Below are 19165 nucleotides of genomic sequence, written 5' to 3' on the forward strand. Positions count from 1 at the left end.
TTCTTATTCTTGATCCCAGACCTGCTCAGGCAGGACCTCTAAAAAAACGGATCAGGAGATACGCCATGCAAACAGTTCAGAAAGTCATCGCCATCACCGGCGCCAGCAGCGGTATCGGCGAAGCCACCGCACGCCTTCTGGCCAGCCAGGGCGCCAAGGTCGTGCTCGGCGCCCGTCGCACTGACCGCCTGGAAACCTTGGCCGCCGAAATTCGCGAAGCCGGTGGCATCGCCGATGTGCGGGCGCTGGACGTTACCAATATGGAAGACGTGCAGGCGTTTATCGACTTTGCCGTCGAGCTGCATGGTCGCGTTGATGTGCTGGTCAACAATGCCGGTGTCATGCCGCTGTCCAAACTCGAAGCGCTTAAAATCAATGAGTGGAATCAGATGATCGACGTGAACATTCGCGGCGTGCTGCACGGAATCGCCGCCACGTTGCCGCTGATGCAGAAACAACGTGCCGGGCAGATCATCAACATCGCCTCGATCGGCGCCTACGCCGTCAGCCCGACTGCCGCTGTGTATTGCGCCACCAAGTACGCGGTGCGGGCGATTTCCGAAGGATTGCGTCAGGAAGTAGGCGGCGACATTCGCGTCACCGTCATCGCGCCGGGCGTTACCGAATCCGAGCTGGCCGAAAGCATCTCCGACGAAGGCGGGCGCGCTGAGATGCGTGAGTTCCGCAAGATTGCCATTCCGGCATCGGCCATCGCTCGCGCCATCGCCTACGCCGTTGAGCAACCAGCAGATGTCGACGTCAGCGAGCTGATCGTGCGACCGACCGCAAGCCCGTACTAACCCTCCCACACTCAGTTGCGACCGGCGCTATCCGCCTGTGCATAGGCTTATATATCTAATAAGTGGATATGTTTAGGCGGATATTTGCGCTTTTCACAGTAAATAAATCGATCAATACTAGCTTCACACCCAAGCAAACAAAACTTCTGGAGCGAACATCATGAAAACCAACAAATTGATCCTCAGCTTGACTCTGTCCGTACTGGCCGCCAGCGCTGTGACTGTTCACGCCACCGACCTGTACCAACAATTGAATTCCCAAGCAGTCGCTGAAAGTGGTGCCGACCGTACCGGCGCCAACCGCGTAGCCGAAGGTGGTGCCGACCGCACTGGCGCTAACCGCGTAGCCGAAGGTGGTGCTGACCGCACTGGCGCTAACCGTGTAGCCGAAGGCGGTGCCGACCGTACCGGCGCCAACCGCGTAGCTGAAGGTGGTGCTGACCGTACTGGCGCTAACCGTGTAGCTGAAGGCGGCGCTGACCGTATTGGCGCTAACCGTGTAGCTGAAGGCGGCGCTGACCGTACTGGCGCTAACCGTGTAGCTGAAGGTGGTGCTGATCGTACTGGCGCAAACCGTGTAGCTGAAGGCGGTGCTGACCGTACCGGCGCTAACCGTGTAGCTGAAGGCGGTGCAGACCGTACCGGCGCTAACCGCGTAGCTGAAGGTGGCGCTGATCGTGTAGGTGCTGGTCGTATCAGCTAACAACTGACGCAGTAAAAAAACAAAGCCCGGCGGATGCCGGGCTTTTTGTTTTTAAAATCAAGAGCATCGAGGCTAAAGCCTCTCCTACAAAATCCGTTGGAGTGTAGGAGAGGCTTCAGCCTCGATTCCTGCAAACGGCGACCGCGAAACTTACACCCGAAACTGATTAATCAGCCGCCGCTGCTGCTCGGCCAATTTGGTCAATTCCGCGCTCGCCTTGCTGGCCTCATCCGCGCCACCGGCCACCTCGGCCGCCACCTGGCCGATGTTGGTGACGTTGCGGTTGATGTCCTCGGCCACCGCGCTTTGCTCTTCGGCGGCGCTGGCGATCTGGGTGTTCATGTCGTTGATCACCGACACCGCTTCGGTGATCGCATCCAGCGCGCCGGCGGCTTGGGCGGCGTGCTTAACGCTCTCGTCGGTTTTGCCCTGGCTGTCTTCCATGACCTTCACCACCTCACGGGTGCCGTGCTGCAGTTGCTGGATCATGGCCTGAATTTCTTCGGTGGCCTGCTGGGTTTTCTGCGCCAGGTTGCGCACTTCGTCCGCTACCACGGCAAAACCGCGGCCCTGTTCGCCGGCCCGCGCTGCTTCGATGGCCGCGTTCAAGGCGAGCAGGTTGGTCTGCTCGGCAATGCCGCGAATGGCGGTGAGGATGGCGTTGATGTTTTCGCTGTCTTTGGCCAGGTTCTGCACCACCGCCACGGCGCGACCGATTTCAGTGGCGAGCGAGGCGATGGCTTGCGAGGTGTTGTTGACGATGCGTTTGCCTTCGTTGGCCGAGCGGTCGGCGGCGTTGGCAGACTCGGCTGCCAGGGTGGCGTTACGCGCTACGTCCTGGGCAGTGGCGGTCATCTCGTGCACGGCGGTGGCCACTTGGTCGATCTCGGTCATCTGCCGCTGCACGCCCTGGTTGGTGCGGATGGCGATGTCAGCGGTGTTTTCCGAAGAGTCGCTGACTTTCTGCACCGAGCCCACCACATCGCGAATCATGTTTTGCAGCTTGTTGAGGAACGTGTTGAAGCCGTTGGCGATTTGCCCCAGCTCGTCGGCGCGGTCCACGTGCAGGCGCTTGGTCAGGTCGCCGTCGCCTTTGGCGATGTCGTCCAGCATCACCACCATCTGTTTCAGCGGACGGGCAATGCCGTAGCCGACGAACCAGATCACCAACAGGCCGATGCCGGCAATCACCAAGCCCACTAGGGTCATGCCGAGGGTGTCGGTTTGGCGTTGGTCGTTGAGTTTCTGGTGCAGGGCGTTGAGTTCGGCATACACGGCTTTTTCCGGTACTTGCAGCACGAGGGTCCAGCGGCTGCCGGTTTCGGCGATGTTGAATGGCATCAGCAATTGCAGCTCGCCGGTGTCTTTGTTGGTGCTGAAGGTCGCCTGGCCCAGCGGCAGCGATTTCACATCGCCAATGCCCGGCAGCACTTCGGTGCTTGGCGCGCCGAGTTTGCTGGGGTCTTTGGTGTAGGCAACGATGCGGCCGTTGTTGGAAATCAGGCCCAGCTCACCGGCGCCGTCGTAAAGCTTGGCGTCTTCGGTTTTAAGCAGTTCCTGAATGAAGTCGACGGTGAGGTCGGCACCGACGATGCCTTTGAATTCGCCCTTGGCCAGAATCGGCACGTTGAACGAGGCGAGCATGACCATCTTGCCGCCCATTTCGTAGGGAGCCGGATCGATCAGGCAGGTGCGCTTGGTTTCGCGCGGGCACAGGTAATATTCGCCGGCACGCACGCCGGTGGGCAGCAGCTTGCTGCTTTCGATATCCGGGCCGAGGGTGTCGAGGGTCAGGCTGCCGTCCTCTTTGCGGTACCACCACGGAATAAAACGCCCGATGTCGCTGGCGCCCTTGGCGGTCTGCCCGGCGTAGGCGGCGTCATTGCCGTCAAACGCGCCAGGCTCCCAGCCGATATAGGCATCGACCAGTTTCGGATTCTTTTGCAGGGCGTCGTGCAGCAGGTTGAGTAATTCTTCCCGCGACAGGCTCACCGCCGGCGCGCCGCTGCTGTCGGTTTCGCCAACCAGAGCATTGGTTTGCGCGACGCCGGCGGCGATGACCAAGGGATATTCCAGCTCACGCAAAATTTGACTGACCTGCGCCTGGGCCAGTGTGGTCAGACGCTGGTGAATCATTTCTTCAAGCAGCGACTGGGTGCTGGTTTTCACCATGTCCTGGGTGCGCGCACCGGCGAATAGCGAATACAGCACCAGCGCGGCCACAACAGCCAACACGCTGGCACCGGCCAACAAGGCTACGGAGAACTGGATGGATTTCAAACGCATGAACACCCCCACATCGGACTTTGTTGGCAACCTGTCCCTGGCGTATCGGCCGCCTGCTGCGAAAGCATGAGCGGCGGACATGTGTAGCAAAGATGGCCGATTGCCAGAGCGCAAGTGTGGTTGTTCTGCAAAGGTGGGCGCACTAGCATACGAACCCGTTTATGGAGGACCGGTATGAAGCACTCTTTTCGTTTGACGGTAGTGGCCGCAGGCCTGCTACTGAGCGCCTGTCAGGCGGTCAACACCACCAGCGGCGACTCTGTTGGAGTGGGACGCAAGCAATACATGTTCAGCATGCTGTCGACCCAAGAGGTCAACCAGATGTATGCGCAGTCGTACCAACAAACCCTTAGCGAGGCCAAAGGCAAAGGCCAGCTGGACAAGACCAGCGCCAACGCCAAACGCGTTGACGCAGTGGCCAAACGGCTGATTGCCCAAGCGCCAAAGCTGCGTCCGGATTCGGCGCAGTGGGCGTGGGAAGTGAACCTGGTCGACAGCGAAGAGCTCAATGCCAACTGCGGCCCTGGCGGCAAGATCATTGTGTACAGCGGCCTGATCGACCAACTGAAACTCACCGATGACGAGCTGGCCGCGGTCATGGGCCACGAAATTGCCCACGCCCTGCGCGAGCACGGCCGCGAGGCCATGTCCAAGGCCTACGGCATGGAAATCGCCAAGCAAGGGGCCGGCGCATTGCTGGGGCTGGGCGAAGATTCGATGGCCTTGGCCGACACGGTTGTGGAGTACAGCCTGACGCTGCCCAACAGCCGCGAGAACGAAAACGAAGCTGACCTTATCGGCCTCGAACTGTCCGCCCGCGCCGGTTACAACCCCAATGCAGCGGTAACCCTGTGGCAGAAAATGAGCCAGGCCAGCGAAGGTTCACCACCTGAATTCATGAGCACGCACCCGGCCAGCAGCAGCCGCATCGCCTCGTTGCAGGCGGCGATTCCGAAAGTTGAGCCGTTGTATCAGCAGGCCAAACCGAAGTAATAAAATCCTTGGGAGCGGCTGGCGGTATTGGTTAGCCGCGCTTGGTCAGGCTTAGAAACGGCGACTGACCTATCGCGGCTAAAGCCGCTCCCACAGGTTTTTTGTATTGGTTCAGGGCAACGCTACTTCGGCGAACGGCCGGGTTACCAGGCCGAGCTGGGAGCGGAAGCTTTCCATGTCGAAGATGGTGCACAACTCTTCGATTTCACCGCCGCAGGTCAGCGTCCAGCAGGCCATGGCCGAAATGCTCAGCACTTTGTCACTGGCGGGATAACCGAGGGTGGGTTTTTCCAGCGTGCCGATCAGGGTGCTCCAGGTGAACACCTTGTTGCCTTCTGCCAGCATTTCTTCGACCACTACAACCAAGTCGGGCATGGCGCTGCGGATGTCGACAACCATCTGCCCAAAGGCTTCGCTGTCGAGCGGGCGGCCAACGAACGAACTTTTGTAGATAAAGCTTTTGCTGTGCAGTTGTTCAGCGAGGGCGATTCGACCTTTATTCCATGACAGGTCGATGTGGTGGCGGACCAGCCTTTTCATATCATCCAATGACATAGCGGCGCTCGGCAGAGTTGGGCTAGAAGGGCTTCCTTTAACCAGAAGCAAGCCTAGCGGACTCTGCCTGGCGCCGCTGTGAATCGGCATTGGCCGAAACGCCAGTAACCTGGCGTCAGATAGTGGTGCGGGTTAAGCCATGCCGCTCGCTTGCAGTGCTCGGTAAATCGCGATGCCTGCGAGGATGAAAAACGCGCCAGCGGCCAGGCGTCGAATCAAGGTGAGTGGAAGTTTGTCGGCAGCGAAATTGCCGGCCAATACCACCGGCACGTTCGCCAGCAACATGCCCACGGTTGTGCCAATGATCACCAACCACAGCTCGGGATATTGCGCGGCGAGCATGACGGTGGCGATCTGCGTTTTATCGCCGATTTCAGCGAGAAAGAACGCAATCAGAGTCGTGAGGAATGGGCCAAAGCTACGGGCCGTAGTCGTTTCGTCGTCATCGATTTTGTCCGGCACCAAGGTCCACAACGCGGTCGCGGCAAAGCTCACCGCCAGAATCCAGTGCAACACCACATCGGAGAAAAATCCGCTGACCCAAGCGCCCACCGCGCCGGCGGCCGCATGGTTGGCGAGGGTAGCCACAACAATGCCGGCAATGATCGGCCAGGGTTTACGGAACCGCGCCGCCAAAATCAAGGCGAGCAGCTGGGTTTTGTCGCCAATTTCAGCCAAGGCGACAATACCGGTTGGAACGAGAAGGGAATCAAGCATCAGGCTTCCTCAGGGGCGGGTAGACACGGCTATGACACGTACTTCTTCCCGCCCCGGGTAAGGAGTTACGTGTCATAGGTCTTGTCAAACCCCTGGGTCCGTCTAGGCGGACCTTGGGTCGCACGCGCCATGCTCTGAGGAGCAAGTATGTTGACGCGTGCCGGGCGAAGCGCTGGCAATTGCAGTGCTTGCGGGAGACTACTCCCCTAGGACGGAGCGGATTCTGCCCGAGGAAGCTGTAAGCGGCAAGCCAAAGTTAATGCCGTTTGGCTCGGTAAACGCGAAAACCCTGACCTTCCCCCAGCGTGGCGCACGGGCCCAGATGCTGTTCGATGAGCGGCGGATATTTCAGAAAACTGTTGGCCACCAGGCGCAGTTCACCTTTGTGCTCCAGGTGTTTTACCGCCTTGCGCAACAGCTCTTCCGTGGCGCGGTAATGGGTATGCACGCCTTCGTGGAAAGGGGGGTTGGTCAGAATGGCCATCAGGTTTTTCGGCGCGGCATCAATGCCATCGCCGGTGATCACATCCGCTTCAAGGCCGTTGGCAGCCAGCGTTAACCGGCTGCTTGCTGCCGCGAATGCATCGACATCCAGCAGCGTGACCGAACTCTCTGGATAACGCCGTTTCAGCACCGCGCCCACCACGCCAGCGCCGCAACCGAAGTCGAGCATGTGCCCGCTCGGCAGCTTGTCTACGTGCTGCAGAAACAGTGCGGTGCCGCGATCCAAACGGCCGTGACTGAATACGCCCGGCAAGCTGAGGATGGTCAGCGGGCCGTCATCCAGCTCCAGCTCGTAGCGCTGCGCCAGGGCATTCAAATCCGGTGCGGCCGGTGCGTTTTCCACCGTCACTTGCCACAGCTGACAGTGCCGCGCGCTGTCGAGTTTGCGTGGGCTGCCGAAGGGTTGCAGTTGCTTGGCCGCACGCTCGATCCCAGCGCGTTTTTCACCCACCAAAAACAACTGGCGACCGGCCAGGCGCGACGCCAACACCGTCAGCAGGTAATCGGTCAGTTCGCGAGACTTGGGCAGAAACACCACGGCGGCATCAAAGGGCTGATCGCTCGGCGCCACGCCGAAATGGCAGCGCTGGGCGAAGCGCTCGCTCAGGTTGTTGTGGTCGCCGGCATGCCAGCTCCAGCCATGTGCAGCAGGCAGTTCGCCGAGCAAACCGTCAGCCGGCAAACCCGCCAACAGCACGTTACCGGTGAACAGTTCGGGCTGACGCAGCAGCACTTCGCTTCGCGGGTCCATGGGCGTCTCCTTGGATGGGGGCGGCAAAAAGCGGGGCAGCTTAGCCGACCTGTCGTTTCGGCGCACCGAGGAAAAATGCCTCGGCGTTTTCGCTCAGTTGGCCAACGATGCGCTGGCGCGCTTCGCGGCTTCCCCACGCGCTGTGGGGCGTGACGATCAGCCGTGGAATGTCGTTCGCCAGCAACGGATTGCCAGCGCTCGGCGGTTCCTGGCTCAGCACATCCGTGGCCGCGCCGCCGAGATGACCCCGGCGCAATGCATCAGCCAATGCTTGTTCATTGACCAGGCCACCACGGGCGGTGTTCAGCAAAAATGCGCTGGGTTTCATCAGCGCCAGCTGCGGTGCGTCTATCAGGTTGCGGGTGTGTTCGTTGAGCGGGCAGTGCAGGGTCAATGCGTCGACTTGCGGCAGCAATTGCTCCAGCGGCAGGCGATTTTCACGGGGCGGCCGTCCCGGCAATTGCCCCAGCAACACGCGCATGCCAAACGCCTCGGCCAGCTTCGCCACCGCGCTGCCCAATTCGCCATGACCAAGCAGGCCGAGGGTTTTACCTTCCAGTTCGACGATGGGGAAATCCAGCAAACAAAACTGCTTGGCCTGCTGCCATTTGCCTTCTCGAATCGCCTGTTGGTAATCGGGCAAACGGGTCGCCAAGGCCAGCAGCAACATCAAGGTGTGTTGCGCCACTGAAGGCGTGCCGTAACCCTGGCAGTTGCACACCACCACGCCATGTTCACGGGCGGCAGCGAGGTCGACATTGTTGGTGCCGGTGGCGGCCACCAACACCAGTTTCAGCGCCGGGCAAGCGGCGAACGTTTCAGCGGTGAGAGGGGCTTTGTTGGTGATCACCACCTCGGCGTTTTGCACGCGTTCGGCCACTTGCTCAGGCGTGCTGCTGGCATGCAGCGTCAGCTCGCCGAAGGCGGCGCGCAGGGGAGCGAAGTCGAGGTCGCCGAGGTCGAGGGAGTCGTGATCGAGAAACACGGCGCGGCTGCGGCTGGTCATCAGCTGTACCTTTTTTGCGGTCGGGGGAGGGCGTATCGTGGCCAGCCTAACAGACTGCGGAGCGCCACTTATGTACTGGACGGAGTTTCTAACCGTTGCCCTGATTCACCTGTTGGCAGTGGCCAGCCCCGGCCCGGATTTCGCCGTGGTGGTGCGCGAAAGCGTGGCCAATGGGCGACGCGCCGGCACCTGGACCGCACTCGGTGTGGGCTGCGCCATTTTCCTGCACGTTACGTATTCGCTGCTGGGCATCGGGCTGATCGTGTCGCAATCGATTGTGCTGTTCAGTGCGCTGAAATGGCTGGCTGCGGCGTACCTGATTTACATCGGCATCAAGGCCCTTCGCGCGCAACCGGCGACTGCCGGCGATGAGCAACAGTTGAAGGTGGAGCCGGTACAGCGCAGCGCCCGCAGTGCGTTTGTCAGCGGCTTTGTCACTAACGGCTTGAACCCCAAAGCCACGCTGTTTTTCCTCTCGCTGTTCACCGTCGTCATCAATCCGCATACGCCGTTGCCGGTGCAGGCGGGCTACGGTGTGTACCTGGCCGCCGCGACGGCTACGTGGTTTTGCATGGTGGCGTGGTTGTTTAGCCAGGAGCGTGTGCGCGCTGGTTTTTCGCGCATGGGACATTGGTTTGATCGGGCGATGGGTGTGGTGTTGGTGGGGTTGGGGGTGAAGGTGGCGCTGGCGCGGATGCCGTAAGCACGCGTTGCACATGTAGGAGCGAGCTTGCTCGCGAATGCCGTTTGCAGGGTTCGCGAGCAAGCTCGCTCCTACAGTGAAAAAAAAGCCCGGCATCAGAGCCGGGCTTTTGCGTTTCTGGCAATTGCTTAAACCAACTCAACCGCCACTGCCGTCGCTTCTCCACCGCCGATGCACAACGACGCCATACCACGTTTGCCGCCGGTGTTTTTCAGGGCGTTGATCAAGGTGAGGATGATGCGCGAGCCCGTCGAGCCGACAGGGTGGCCCTGGGCGCAGGCGCCGCCGTAGACGTTGACCTTGGCGTGGTCCAGACCGTGTTCACGCATGGCGAGCATGGTGACCATGGCGAAGGCCTCGTTGATTTCAAACAGGTCGACGTCGTCTTTGTTCCAGCCGGTTTTGGCGAACAGATTGCTCATGGCGCCGATGGGCGCGATGGTGAATTCGCTGGGGTCTTGGCTCTGGGTGGCGTGACCGACGATTTTTGCCAGCGGCTTCAAACCACGACGCGCAGCTTCTTCGGCAGTCATCAGCACCAGCGCGCTGGCGCCGTCGGAAATCGAGCTGGCGTTGGCGGCGGTGATGGTGCCGTCTTTGCGGAACGCCGGTTTCAGGCCGGGAATTTTTTCCAGGTTGGCATTCAGCGGCTGCTCGTCGTCTTTCACCACGACCTCGCCTTTGCGGCTGGTGACAGTGACCGGCACGATTTCGGCGGCCAGCGAGCCGTCGGCAATCGCCTTCTGCGCGCGCTTGAGCGACTCGATGGCGTAGGCGTCCATCTCTTCGCGACCGATGCCGTATTTGTCTGCGGTTTCCTGAGCGAACGAGCCCATCAAGCGACCAGTGCGGGCGTCTTCCAGGCCGTCGAGAAACATGTGGTCTTTCACCTCACCATGGCCCATGCGCAGGCCGGAGCGGGCTTTTTCCAAGATGTAGGGCGCGTTCGACATGCTTTCCATGCCGCCCGCCACCATCACGGTGTTGGTGCCGGCTTTGAGCAGGTCATGAGCGAGCATCACGGCTTTCATGCCGGAGCCACAGAGCTTATTGATGGTGGTGCAACCGGTGGCGGCGGGCAGGCCGGCATTCAGCGAGGCTTGGCGCGCCGGGCCTTGCTTGAGGCCGGCGGGCAATACGCAGCCCATGATCACTTCCTGTACATCGGCGGCTTCGATGCCAGCGCGTTGCACCGCTTCACGAATGGCCACGGCGCCGAGGTCGACGGCCGGAACGCCGGACAGGCTGCCCTGGAAACCACCCATTGGCGTGCGGGCGCCACTAACGATAACGATGTCTGACATGTGAACTGCTCTCTCTTGTTCTGGTGAAACGTCTGGTGTGGCCGTCGGAGACTGGCCGATGGTGCCGATTCTACCTCGTGACTAAAAGTGGCCAAAGAGTCACGTGGAAATCATTCTTTTGACTGATTTATGCCTAGCGCAGCGGCTCTAGAGTGCGCCATACAAGAAAACGTGAAACGTCGCGACCGTGCCCGCTGGCCCCAAGACCAGGGGCGATATCGCCAGGTCCGGCGCAGGTGTTTCACTCCATTAGGCCGTGTGCATAGGTGTTTTCCATGCTGCAAACCCGCGTAATCCAACCCGCCGACAATGCGTACCAAGCGCCGCTGCTGATTAAACGCTTGCTGCTGTCGGGCAGTCGCTACGAGAAAACCCGGGAAATCGTTTACCGCGACCTGGTGCGTTACAGCTACCTCACCTTTAACGAGCGCGTCGCCCGTCTGGCCAACGTGCTCACCAATGCCGGCGTGAAAGCCGGTGACACCGTGGCCGTGATGGACTGGGACAGCCACCGTTACCTGGAATGCATGTTCGCTGTGCCGATGATCGGCGCCGTGCTGCACACCATCAATATCCGCCTGTCTCCCGAGCAGATTCTCTACACCATGAACCACGCCGACGACCGCTTTGTGCTGGTCAACAGCGAGTTCCTGCCGATCTACCAAGGCATCGCCGGCGCCCTCACCACGGTTGAAAAAACCATCCTGCTCACCGACGGCGCTGACAAAACGGCCGACCTGCCCGGTCTGGTCGGCGAGTACGAAACGCTGCTGCAAGCCGCCAGCGCGCAGTACGACTTCCCCGACTTCGATGAAAACTCGGTCGCCACCACCTTTTATACGACCGGCACCACCGGCAACCCCAAGGGCGTGTACTTCACCCATCGCCAGCTGGTGCTGCACACCATGGGCATGGCCAGCATGATGGGCGCCGTGCACACGCCGCGGCTGATGGCCAACGATGACGTGTACATGCCAATCACCCCGATGTTCCACGTTCACGCCTGGGGCGTGCCGTATGTGGCGACCATGCTCGGCATCAAACAGGTGTATCCGGGCCGTTACGATCCCGAACTGTTGGTGGGCTTGTGGAAAAAAGAGAAGGTCACCTTTTCTCACTGCGTACCGACCATTCTGCAAATGGTGATGAACGCCAAAGCCGCGCAAGACGTGGACTTCAAAGGCTGGAAAATCATCATCGGCGGCAGCTCGCTGAACCGCTCGCTGTATGAAGCGGCGAAGGCTCGAGGCATTCATCTGACTGCTGCTTACGGTATGTCGGAAACCTGCCCGATGATTTCCTGCGCCCACATGAACGACGAGCTGCTGGCCGGCAGCGAAGACGAACGCACCACCTACAAAATCAAAGCCGGCGTGCCGGTGCCATTGGTGGAAGCGGCCGTCATCGACGCCGACGGCAACTTCCTGCCCGCCGACGGCGAGTCGCAAGGCGAGCTGGTGCTGCGCGCGCCATGGCTAACCCAGGGTTATTACCTGGAACCGCAGAAGAGTGAAGAACTGTGGGAAGGCGGCTGGCTGCACACCGGCGACGTGGCCACGCTCGACAACATGGGCTTTATCGACATTCGCGACCGTATCAAAGATGTAATCAAAACCGGCGGCGAATGGATTTCTTCGCTGGAGCTGGAAGATCTTGTCAGCCGTCACCCCGGCGTGCGCGAAGTAGCGGTGGTGGGAATTCCCGACCCGCAGTGGGGCGAGCGCCCTTTTGCGCTGCTAGTTGCGCGCGACGGTCATACGCTGGACGCGAAAAGCCTGAAGGAACACCTCAAGCCTTTCGTGGAGCAAGGGCTTTTGAGCAAGTGGGCGATTCCCTCGCAAATTGCCCTTGTTACCGAAATTCCCAAAACCAGCGTCGGCAAGCTGGACAAGAAACGTATCCGCCTGGATATCGCCCAATGGCAGGAAGCCGGCAGCGCATTTTTGTCCACCGTTTGACTGTATCGGGCCGCACACACAGCGTGCGGCCCGCCTCCCAAGCAAGCGCTTGGCCCCTCCGGCGCTGGCTTTGCGCCACATCCCGCCCTCAGTCACACCCCTCAGACCGCCGAAACCTGCATTCCAGAGTGCTTGGCGCCTTCAAATCACACTTTAGATGGATCATTGCGTACGACCTTGTGGCTATAGTCGCTGCCATCCATAACAAAAAAACAAACATGGAGTAGCGTCGATGACAACAACAAGAACGTTCTGGCGCCGGGCAAAACTGCCACTGGCCGTCAGCCTCGCCACCACCCTCGCCACACCTGCTTTTGCTGTGACCTTTAACATTGGCGAAATCGAGGGTTCGTTCGACTCGTCGCTGTCTGTAGGCGCGAGCTGGTCGACTACCTCTCCGGACAAAGACTTCATTGGTTCGAACAACGGTGGCAACGGTCTTTCCCAAACCTCTGACGATTCGCATCTCAACTTCAAGAGCGGAGAAACCTTCTCCAAGATTTTCAAAGGCATCCATGACCTTGAGCTCAAATACGGCGATACCGGCGTATTCGTTCGTGGCAAGTATTGGTATGACTTCGAACTGAAAGACGAAGATCGCGAGTTCAAACAGATCTCCGACCACAACCGCAAAGAAGGCGCACAGGCCTCCGGCGCGCAAATTCTGGACGCCTTCGTTTATCACAACTACGCCATCGCTAATCAACCGGGCAGCGTACGTCTCGGTAAACAAGTAGTGAGCTGGGGTGAAAGTACTTTCATCCAGGGCGGTATCAACGCGATCAACCCTGTCGACGTTTCGGCGTTCCGCCGTCCTGGCGCAGAAATTAAAGAAGGCTTGATTCCGGTGAACATGTTCACCGTTCAGCAAAGCCTGACCGAAAACCTGTCTGCCGAGTTCTTCTACCAGTTGGAATGGGACCAGACCGTTACCGATAACTGCGGTACGTTCTTCGCTCAGCCAGACATCGTGGCAGACGGTTGCGACAACAATTTGAATGCGCTGTCCGGCAACCCGGCCGCTGCGGCCGCGGTAAACGCTGCAATGCGTGCGCTTGGCTCGCCGCAATATCAGGTTGACCAAACCTCCGAAGGCATCATCGTGCCGCGTGGTGGTGATCGTGATGCACGCGACAGTGGTCAATGGGGTACCGCATTCCGCTACTTCGCGGATCCGCTTAACACTGAGTTCGGCGCGTACTTCATGAACTATCACAGTCGCACGCCGATCTTCAGTGGTCATGGTGCCGACCCGCTGGCCTTCACTCGCGCGGCTCAGGCTGTTGGTACTGGCCGGATTCCGTCCTACCTGATTTCTGTGCCGGTTGCAGGCAACTCCAACTACTTCATGGAATATCCGGAAGACATCCGTCTGTATGGTCTGAGCTTTTCGACCACCCTGCCGGAAGGTACAGCGTGGAGCGGTGAGTTGAGCTACCGCCCGAACGCGCCAGTGCAATTGAACTCCACCGATATTCTGTACGCAGGTCTGAAGCCTCTGGGTAACCCGGCGCTCACCGGCGGATTGGCAACCGCGTTTAACGGCGCTGGCATCCAGAATATTTCGGTGCTTGATGGCGCAGCAGGGCAAGATCTGCACGGCTATCGTCGTAAAGAAATCACCCAGTTCCAAACCACGTTTACTCACTTCTTCGATCAGGTTATGGGCGCTGAGCGCTTTACCGTCGTCGGCGAAGTAGGTGTGGTTCACACCGGTGGTTTGGAAAGCCGCGACGAGGCTCGCTACGGCCGCGACCCGATTTACGGCCCAGGCCAATTGCCAGGCAACTACACCGTAACCACGCCTGGAATTGGCGGCACCTATTCCGCTTGCCAAGGCTTGAACACAAGCACTCTGGGCAGCAGAACCGGCAAGAACATCTCCAAATATTGCAGCAACGATGGCTTCACGACTTCGACTGCATGGGGTTATCGCGCTCGTGCCATCTGGGACTACAACAGCGTATTCGCCGGCATCAACCTGAAGCCAAACGTGGCCTGGTCTCATGACGTCAGCGGCTACGGCCCGAACAGCTCCTTCAACGAAGGCGCCAAAGCCGTCAGCTTGGGTATGGATGCTGACTATCAAAACACCTACACCGCCAGCCTGTCGTACACCAACTTCTTTGGTGGCGATTTCAACACTCTGGAAGACCGCGACTTCGCCGCGCTCAGCTTCGGCGTGAACTTCTAAGCAGACAAAGAACTTTGAGGAAGACGATGACTATGAAAATAACAAAGAGTCTGCTCAACACCGGCGCTGCACTGGCGCTGTCGATGTTGGCTACTAGCGTAATGGCCGCTGTTTCGGCCGAAGAAGCTGCCAAGCTCGGTACTACCCTCACGCCGCTGGGCGCGGAAATGGCTGGCAACGCTGACGGCACTATTCCGGCCTGGACTGGCGGTTTGCCAAAGAATGCCGGCACCGTAGATGCCAAAGGCTTTATCAGCGACCCGTTCGCCAGTGAAAAGCCGCTGTTCACCATCACCGCGCAAAACGTTGAGCAGTACAAAGCCAAGCTCACCCCTGGCCAGTACGCGATGTTCAAACGCTACCCGGAAACCTACAAGATTCCGGTGTACACCACGCACCGTACCGCTACCGTTCCTGCTGACGTGCAAGAAGCGGCGAAGAAAAACGCCGTTAACACCAAGCTGGTTCAGGGTGGCAACGGCCTGGAGAACTTCACCACTGCGTACCCGTTCCCGATTCCAAAAGACGGTGCCGAAGCGATCTGGAACCAGATCACCCGTTATCGCGGCGGTAGCCTGCGTCGTCTGGTAACCCAGGCCACGCCTCAGGCCAACGGATCCTACTCGCTGGTGTACTTCCAGGATCAGTTCACCTTCCGCGCCAACCTGACCGACTACGACGCCAGCAAGCCAAGCAACATCCTGTTCTACTTCAAGCAACAGGTAACCGCGCCGTCGCGTCTGGCCGGTAACGTATTGCTGGTGCACGAAACCCTCGACCAGGTTAAAGAGCCGCGCCTGGCGTGGATCTACAACGCCGGTCAGCGTCGTGTTCGCCGCGCTCCGCAAGTGTCGTATGACGGTCCAGGTACCGCCGCTGACGGCCTGCGTACCTCGGACAACTTCGACATGTACAACGGCGCGCCAGATCGTTACGACTGGAAGCTGGAAGGCAAGAAAGAGATCTACATTCCGTACAACAACTACCGCCTCGATTCGCCGAACCTGAAGTACGCCGACATCATCAAGGCCGGTCACATCAACCAGGACCTGACCCGTTACGAGCTGCACCGCGTATGGCACGTAGTCGGCACGCTGAAAGCCGGCGAGCGCCACATCTACGCCAAGCGTGACTTCTACCTCGACGAAGATACCTGGCAGGTATCCGAAGGCGACCACTACGACGGTCGTGGAACCCTGTGGCGTGTAGCGGAAGCGCATGCCGAGTACTACTACGACAAGCAAGTGCCGTGGTACACCCTGGAAACCCTGTACGACCTGTTGTCTGGCCGTTACATCGCTCTGGGTATGAAGAACGAAGAAAAACAAGCGTACGACTTCGACTTCAAAGCCTCTGAGTCGGATTACACGCCAGCAGCCCTGCGCCAGTCCGGCGTTCGGTAAGCGTAGCGCCATAAAAGAACCGGCCTCCTGGCCGGTTTTTTTATGCCTGTCGATCGGCTGCGCTAAGGCGATGCTGCGTTGCGTCCTCGCTTTAGATGCTCACGTACTGCAGTACGCTCCGCTCTAAAGCTGCGGGGCGCCTTGCCTCACCTTAGCTCGCTCGATCTCGATTTTCGTCGCGGTCGAAAAGCAAAAGCATCGAGGCTAAAGTCTCTCCCACAGGGGCCGAGTTTTTTGTAGGAGAGCATCGAGGCTAAAGCCTCTCCTACAGGGATCGAGTTTTTGTAGGAGAGGCTTTAGCCTCGATGCGTTTGATCTACAGCTTTTTTAGCATTTTCGTGCAAGTTCACCGGCAATACTTCAAAAGCCCGCCTCAAGGGGCTAGGCTGCAAAGCGCCGATGCATTGCCCGCCATGACGTCTACAGGCCCATAACAAGAAACCGCCGATGACCGATCTTTCCAGTTCTCAAGGTTTGGCTTTTCCTACCATCGCCAGTGGAGAAGGGCGGTTCTTTCGTCCGCCGCTGCCGGCTGGCTATATCACCCGTCCCCGTTTGTGTGAGCGCCTGATCAGCGGTTTGTCGGGCCGTTTGCTGTTGCTTACGGCCCCAGCAGGGTTTGGCAAAAGCTCGTTGGCCATTGAGTTCTGTGAGCGTCTGCCCAGCCGATGGCAAACCTTGTGGCTGGGCCTCAGCCAGATGGACAGCGACCCCGGCCGCTTTCTGGAGCGCTTGGTACTTGGGCTGCAGCGCTGCTTTCCCGGTTTGGGCGAGGAGGCGCTGGGGCTGCTCAAGTTGCGCCAGCGCCATCAGCCGTTCGCTTTTGAAGAGTGGCTCGACGGCCTGCTCGACGACCTGACCAAGCGCCTCGACCCGGCCAATCCGCTTTTATTGGTACTCGACGATTACCACCTGGCCCAAGGCCCGGTGCTGGACCGTTGCCTGCAATTTTTCCTCAACCATTTGCCTGCCGGAATGCTGCTGTTGGTCACCAGCCGCCAGCGTCCGAATTGGCATCTGGCCCGCTTGCGCTTGTCGCGCCAATTGCTGGAACTGCAAGAGCTGGACCTGCGCCTGACGCTCGGCGAGTCCAGCCAACTGCTGGAAAGCCAGGGCGTGAATCTGCAAGGCGAGGCTTTGGACAACCTGTTGCAGCGCAGCGAAGGCTGGGTGGCGGGGCTGCGTTTGTGGATGTTGGCCGCCAGCGAAGGCGGCGATACGCAGAATTGGGGCCACTCGCTGGACGGTGCCGATGGCCTGATTCGTGATTACTTGCTCGAAGAAGTGATCGAAAGCCAGGGCGCCGACGTGCAGGAATTTCTCTACGAAACCGCGTTCCTTGAGCGCTTTTGCGTTGAGCTATGCGACGCCGTGCGCGACAGCCATGACAGCGCGACGATTCTTCAACACCTGCAAGCGCATCAGGTGTTCCTGGTGCCGCTGGACGAGCACGGGCGCTGGTTTCGCTATCACCATTTATTTTCCGATTTATTGCGCGCGCGCTTGCCGGTTTCCATGAGCCAGCCAGCAGCGAAGCTGCACTTGCGCGCGTGTCGCTGGTTCAGCGGGCAAGGCTTGCTGGACGAAGCCATCGAGCAGGCGCTGCGGGCCGGGCAGCCGGATGTGGCCGCCAGTCTTGTGCAAAATCTGTCCGAGGAGCAGTTGCTCGGTGAACAGAACGTGGCGATGTTGCTGCGCTGGAAAATGGACTTGCCCGAAAGCCTGCTCGGCAGTTCGCCGCGGCTGATTGTGCTGTACGCCTGGGCGTTGGCGCTGGCCTGTCAGCTCGATGCGGCTGAAGACTTGGCCAGCCAGTTGTCGCGTTTCTTGCCGGCGGCCAACGCCCGCGCGCAACGGTCCATGATCGGCCAGTGGCTGGCGCTTAGCGGCGTGATTGCTCGCGGTCGTGGCGACAGCGCACTGGCCGAAGCGTATTGCAGCGAAGCGCTCTCGGCGCTGCCGCAGGAACGCTGTGGCCAGCGCCTGATGTGCCTGTCGACCCTGGCCAACTTGGCCATCACCCGCAACGACTTGTGGCGCGCCCGTGGCTTGAACCGCGATGCATTAGAGCTGGCGCAGCGCTACGGCAATCCGCTGTTCGAAGCACTGGCTTACTACGACCGCGCCCGTGTGCTGCAAGCCCGTGGCGAAGTGTTGCGCGCCCAGGAAGAGGTGCGCCACGGCCTGGATTGTTTGCGCGGGCTTTCGTCGCAGCGTCTGTATGCGGTACGCGCGCGCCTGACCTTGTATGAGGGTTACCTGCTCACCTTGCGCCTCGACCCTGAAGCCGGGCGCGCGCGGTTGTTGGCCGGCCTCAGCGAGGCCCGCGCGTGCCGCGACACGAGCGTGCTGATCGGTCATTGCGTGCTCGCCACCATCGAGGGCCGCAGCGGCCGCTTGAACGAAGCGTTCGCCCAGCTCGCCGAAGCCGAGCGCTTGATGCATATCTGGGACGTGCCAGCGATCTACTACCTCGCCATGATTACCGTGGTGAAGTGCGAGTTGTGGCTGATGCGCGGCCAGACTGAATTGGCCGGCGACTGGTTGTATCGCCTGGCGACGACCTACAGCGGCGAACAGGCCGCCGCTGCGCCGGAATACAACCCGCAACTGCCGCTGCACATCGAAATGCAGCAGGCGGTGTTGGAACGCTTGCAAGGACGCACGGCCGATGCCGAGCGGCGGCTGCGCTCGTTGATTGCACGAGCGCAAGGCGTGGGCGGTCAGCTCATGGGCGGCTTTGCCCAGGTTCAACTGACGCTGCTGTTGCTTGACCAAGGGCGCGAGCGCGAAGCCCAGCAGCAACTGTTCAGCAGCATGGAGTCGGCGATTGGCGGCGGGCTGCTGCCGTTTAACGAACTGCTCAGCAAACACCCCCAGTGGCTGCGTGAACAACTGCTACCCCGTCCCAGTTGCCCGTTGCGCGAGCGGCTGCTTGGTTTGTTGCCGGTTCTGGAAGAGGGCGAGGTGTTTGAAGCCATCGACAACAGCGTGCAGACCGAAGCGCTGAGCAGTCGTGAGCTGTCGGTGCTAAAGCTGATCGCCAAAGGTTGCTCCAATCAGGAGATCAGCGAGCAGCTGTTTATCTCACTGCACACCGTAAAAACCCACGCGCGGCATATCAACAGCAAGCTTGGCGTCGAGCGGCGCACGCAAGCGGTGGCGCGGGCCAAGGCGATTGGCGTGTTGCGCTAAGTGCTTCGACCTGATCAACAGCTCGCGGCTGAAGCCGCTCCCACAACCTGCGCGGACCTGTAGGAGAGGCTTTAGCCTCGAGTTTTTTAGACC

General features: G+C 59.9%; 14 protein-coding genes, 1 pseudogene and 1 riboswitch. Of the genes and pseudogenes, 8 read left to right on the forward strand and 7 right to left on the reverse strand.

The window, feature by feature from the left end; all coding sequences use genetic code 11:
• Positions 1-65 precede the first annotated feature (65 nt).
• Positions 66-800 carry an SDR family oxidoreductase gene (locus ACZZZU_RS19350; RefSeq protein WP_122492859.1) on the forward strand — a complete coding sequence of 245 codons (735 nt, stop codon included), beginning with the start codon at positions 66-68 and terminating at the stop codon, positions 798-800.
• A gap of 160 nt (positions 801-960) precedes the next feature.
• Positions 961-1503, forward strand: coding sequence for a phage infection protein (locus tag ACZZZU_RS19355; RefSeq protein ID WP_463551537.1), 543 nt, complete (start codon positions 961-963; stop codon positions 1501-1503).
• Positions 1504-1653: 150 nt separating this feature from the next.
• Here the strand turns inward: ACZZZU_RS19355 and ACZZZU_RS19360 are convergent, their stop codons facing one another.
• Together ACZZZU_RS19360 and ACZZZU_RS19365 are read right to left on the reverse strand one after the other, a co-directional pair.
• Positions 1654-2496, reverse strand: a complete 843-nt coding sequence (locus tag ACZZZU_RS19360) for a methyl-accepting chemotaxis protein (RefSeq protein ID WP_463384642.1) — start codon at positions 2494-2496, stop codon at positions 1654-1656.
• Positions 2497-2511: 15 nt separating this feature from the next.
• Positions 2512-3870 (reverse strand): annotated as a pseudogene (locus ACZZZU_RS19365) (methyl-accepting chemotaxis protein); the annotation flags it as partial.
• A 93-nt stretch (positions 3871-3963) separates the two neighbouring features.
• Here ACZZZU_RS19365 and ACZZZU_RS19370 point away from each other — a divergent pair.
• Positions 3964-4782: a M48 family metallopeptidase gene (locus ACZZZU_RS19370; RefSeq protein ID WP_122492856.1), complete on the forward strand. Its 819-nt coding sequence runs from the start codon at positions 3964-3966 to the stop codon at positions 4780-4782.
• 111 nt (positions 4783-4893) lie between these two features.
• Here the strand turns inward: ACZZZU_RS19370 and ACZZZU_RS19375 are convergent, their stop codons facing one another.
• The 4 genes from ACZZZU_RS19375 to ACZZZU_RS19390 form a co-directional block, all read right to left on the reverse strand.
• Positions 4894-5337 (reverse strand): ketosteroid isomerase-related protein, encoded by a 444-nt coding sequence (locus ACZZZU_RS19375; protein ID WP_122492855.1) that lies wholly within the window; start codon positions 5335-5337, stop codon positions 4894-4896.
• A gap of 132 nt (positions 5338-5469) precedes the next feature.
• Positions 5470-6054 carry a TMEM165/GDT1 family protein gene (locus tag ACZZZU_RS19380; protein ID WP_463381820.1) on the reverse strand — a complete coding sequence of 195 codons (585 nt, stop codon included), beginning with the start codon at positions 6052-6054 and terminating at the stop codon, positions 5470-5472.
• Positions 6055-6140: 86 nt separating this feature from the next.
• Positions 6141-6274: riboswitch (yybP-ykoY riboswitch) on the reverse strand.
• 36 nt (positions 6275-6310) lie between these two features.
• Complete coding sequence (locus ACZZZU_RS19385; RefSeq protein WP_463551538.1) at positions 6311-7309, reverse strand: methyltransferase; 999 nt, start codon at positions 7307-7309, stop codon at positions 6311-6313.
• Positions 7310-7349: 40 nt separating this feature from the next.
• Positions 7350-8315, reverse strand: coding sequence for a 2-hydroxyacid dehydrogenase (locus tag ACZZZU_RS19390; protein WP_463551539.1), 966 nt, complete (start codon positions 8313-8315; stop codon positions 7350-7352).
• A gap of 70 nt (positions 8316-8385) precedes the next feature.
• Here ACZZZU_RS19390 and ACZZZU_RS19395 point away from each other — a divergent pair, with 70 nt between their 5' ends.
• Entirely contained in the window at positions 8386-9018 is a 633-nt protein-coding gene (locus ACZZZU_RS19395) for a LysE family translocator (protein ID WP_463551540.1), read from the forward strand.
• Between the two features lie 128 nt (positions 9019-9146).
• Here the strand turns inward: ACZZZU_RS19395 and ACZZZU_RS19400 are convergent, their stop codons facing one another.
• Positions 9147-10322, reverse strand: a complete 1176-nt coding sequence (locus tag ACZZZU_RS19400) for a thiolase family protein (RefSeq protein WP_463551541.1) — start codon at positions 10320-10322, stop codon at positions 9147-9149.
• 275 nt (positions 10323-10597) lie between these two features.
• Here ACZZZU_RS19400 and ACZZZU_RS19405 point away from each other — a divergent pair, with 275 nt between their 5' ends.
• From ACZZZU_RS19405 to ACZZZU_RS19420, 4 genes are all read left to right on the forward strand, one after another.
• Positions 10598-12280, forward strand: coding sequence for a fatty acid--CoA ligase (locus tag ACZZZU_RS19405; RefSeq protein ID WP_463551542.1), 1683 nt, complete (start codon positions 10598-10600; stop codon positions 12278-12280).
• Between the two features lie 232 nt (positions 12281-12512).
• Positions 12513-14474 (forward strand): DUF1302 domain-containing protein, encoded by a 1962-nt coding sequence (locus tag ACZZZU_RS19410; protein ID WP_463551543.1) that lies wholly within the window; start codon positions 12513-12515, stop codon positions 14472-14474.
• Between the two features lie 32 nt (positions 14475-14506).
• Positions 14507-15877, forward strand: coding sequence for a DUF1329 domain-containing protein (locus tag ACZZZU_RS19415; RefSeq protein ID WP_463551544.1), 1371 nt, complete (start codon positions 14507-14509; stop codon positions 15875-15877).
• A gap of 447 nt (positions 15878-16324) precedes the next feature.
• Positions 16325-19072 carry a LuxR C-terminal-related transcriptional regulator gene (locus tag ACZZZU_RS19420; RefSeq protein ID WP_463551545.1) on the forward strand — a complete coding sequence of 916 codons (2748 nt, stop codon included), beginning with the start codon at positions 16325-16327 and terminating at the stop codon, positions 19070-19072.
• Positions 19073-19165: the final 93 nt, after the last annotated feature.

The sequence above is a fragment of the Pseudomonas sp. AC136 genome (assembly GCF_979258585.1).

Coding starts and splice junctions, on each gene's coding strand:
- ACZZZU_RS19350 (WP_122492859.1), top strand. CDS start 66: ATGCAAACAGTTCAGAAAGTCATCGCCATCACCGGCGCCAGCAGCGGT.
- ACZZZU_RS19355 (WP_463551537.1), top strand. CDS start 961: ATGAAAACCAACAAATTGATCCTCAGCTTGACTCTGTCCGTACTGGCC.
- ACZZZU_RS19360 (WP_463384642.1), bottom strand. CDS start 2,496: ATGATTCGCGATGTGGTGGGCTCGGTGCAGAAAGTCAGCGACTCTTCG.
- ACZZZU_RS19370 (WP_122492856.1), top strand. CDS start 3,964: ATGAAGCACTCTTTTCGTTTGACGGTAGTGGCCGCAGGCCTGCTACTG.
- ACZZZU_RS19375 (WP_122492855.1), bottom strand. CDS start 5,337: ATGTCATTGGATGATATGAAAAGGCTGGTCCGCCACCACATCGACCTG.
- ACZZZU_RS19380 (WP_463381820.1), bottom strand. CDS start 6,054: ATGCTTGATTCCCTTCTCGTTCCAACCGGTATTGTCGCCTTGGCTGAA.
- ACZZZU_RS19385 (WP_463551538.1), bottom strand. CDS start 7,309: ATGGACCCGCGAAGCGAAGTGCTGCTGCGTCAGCCCGAACTGTTCACC.
- ACZZZU_RS19390 (WP_463551539.1), bottom strand. CDS start 8,315: ATGACCAGCCGCAGCCGCGCCGTGTTTCTCGATCACGACTCCCTCGAC.
- ACZZZU_RS19395 (WP_463551540.1), top strand. CDS start 8,386: ATGTACTGGACGGAGTTTCTAACCGTTGCCCTGATTCACCTGTTGGCA.
- ACZZZU_RS19400 (WP_463551541.1), bottom strand. CDS start 10,322: ATGTCAGACATCGTTATCGTTAGTGGCGCCCGCACGCCAATGGGTGGT.
- ACZZZU_RS19405 (WP_463551542.1), top strand. CDS start 10,598: ATGCTGCAAACCCGCGTAATCCAACCCGCCGACAATGCGTACCAAGCG.
- ACZZZU_RS19410 (WP_463551543.1), top strand. CDS start 12,513: ATGACAACAACAAGAACGTTCTGGCGCCGGGCAAAACTGCCACTGGCC.
- ACZZZU_RS19415 (WP_463551544.1), top strand. CDS start 14,507: ATGAAAATAACAAAGAGTCTGCTCAACACCGGCGCTGCACTGGCGCTG.
- ACZZZU_RS19420 (WP_463551545.1), top strand. CDS start 16,325: ATGACCGATCTTTCCAGTTCTCAAGGTTTGGCTTTTCCTACCATCGCC.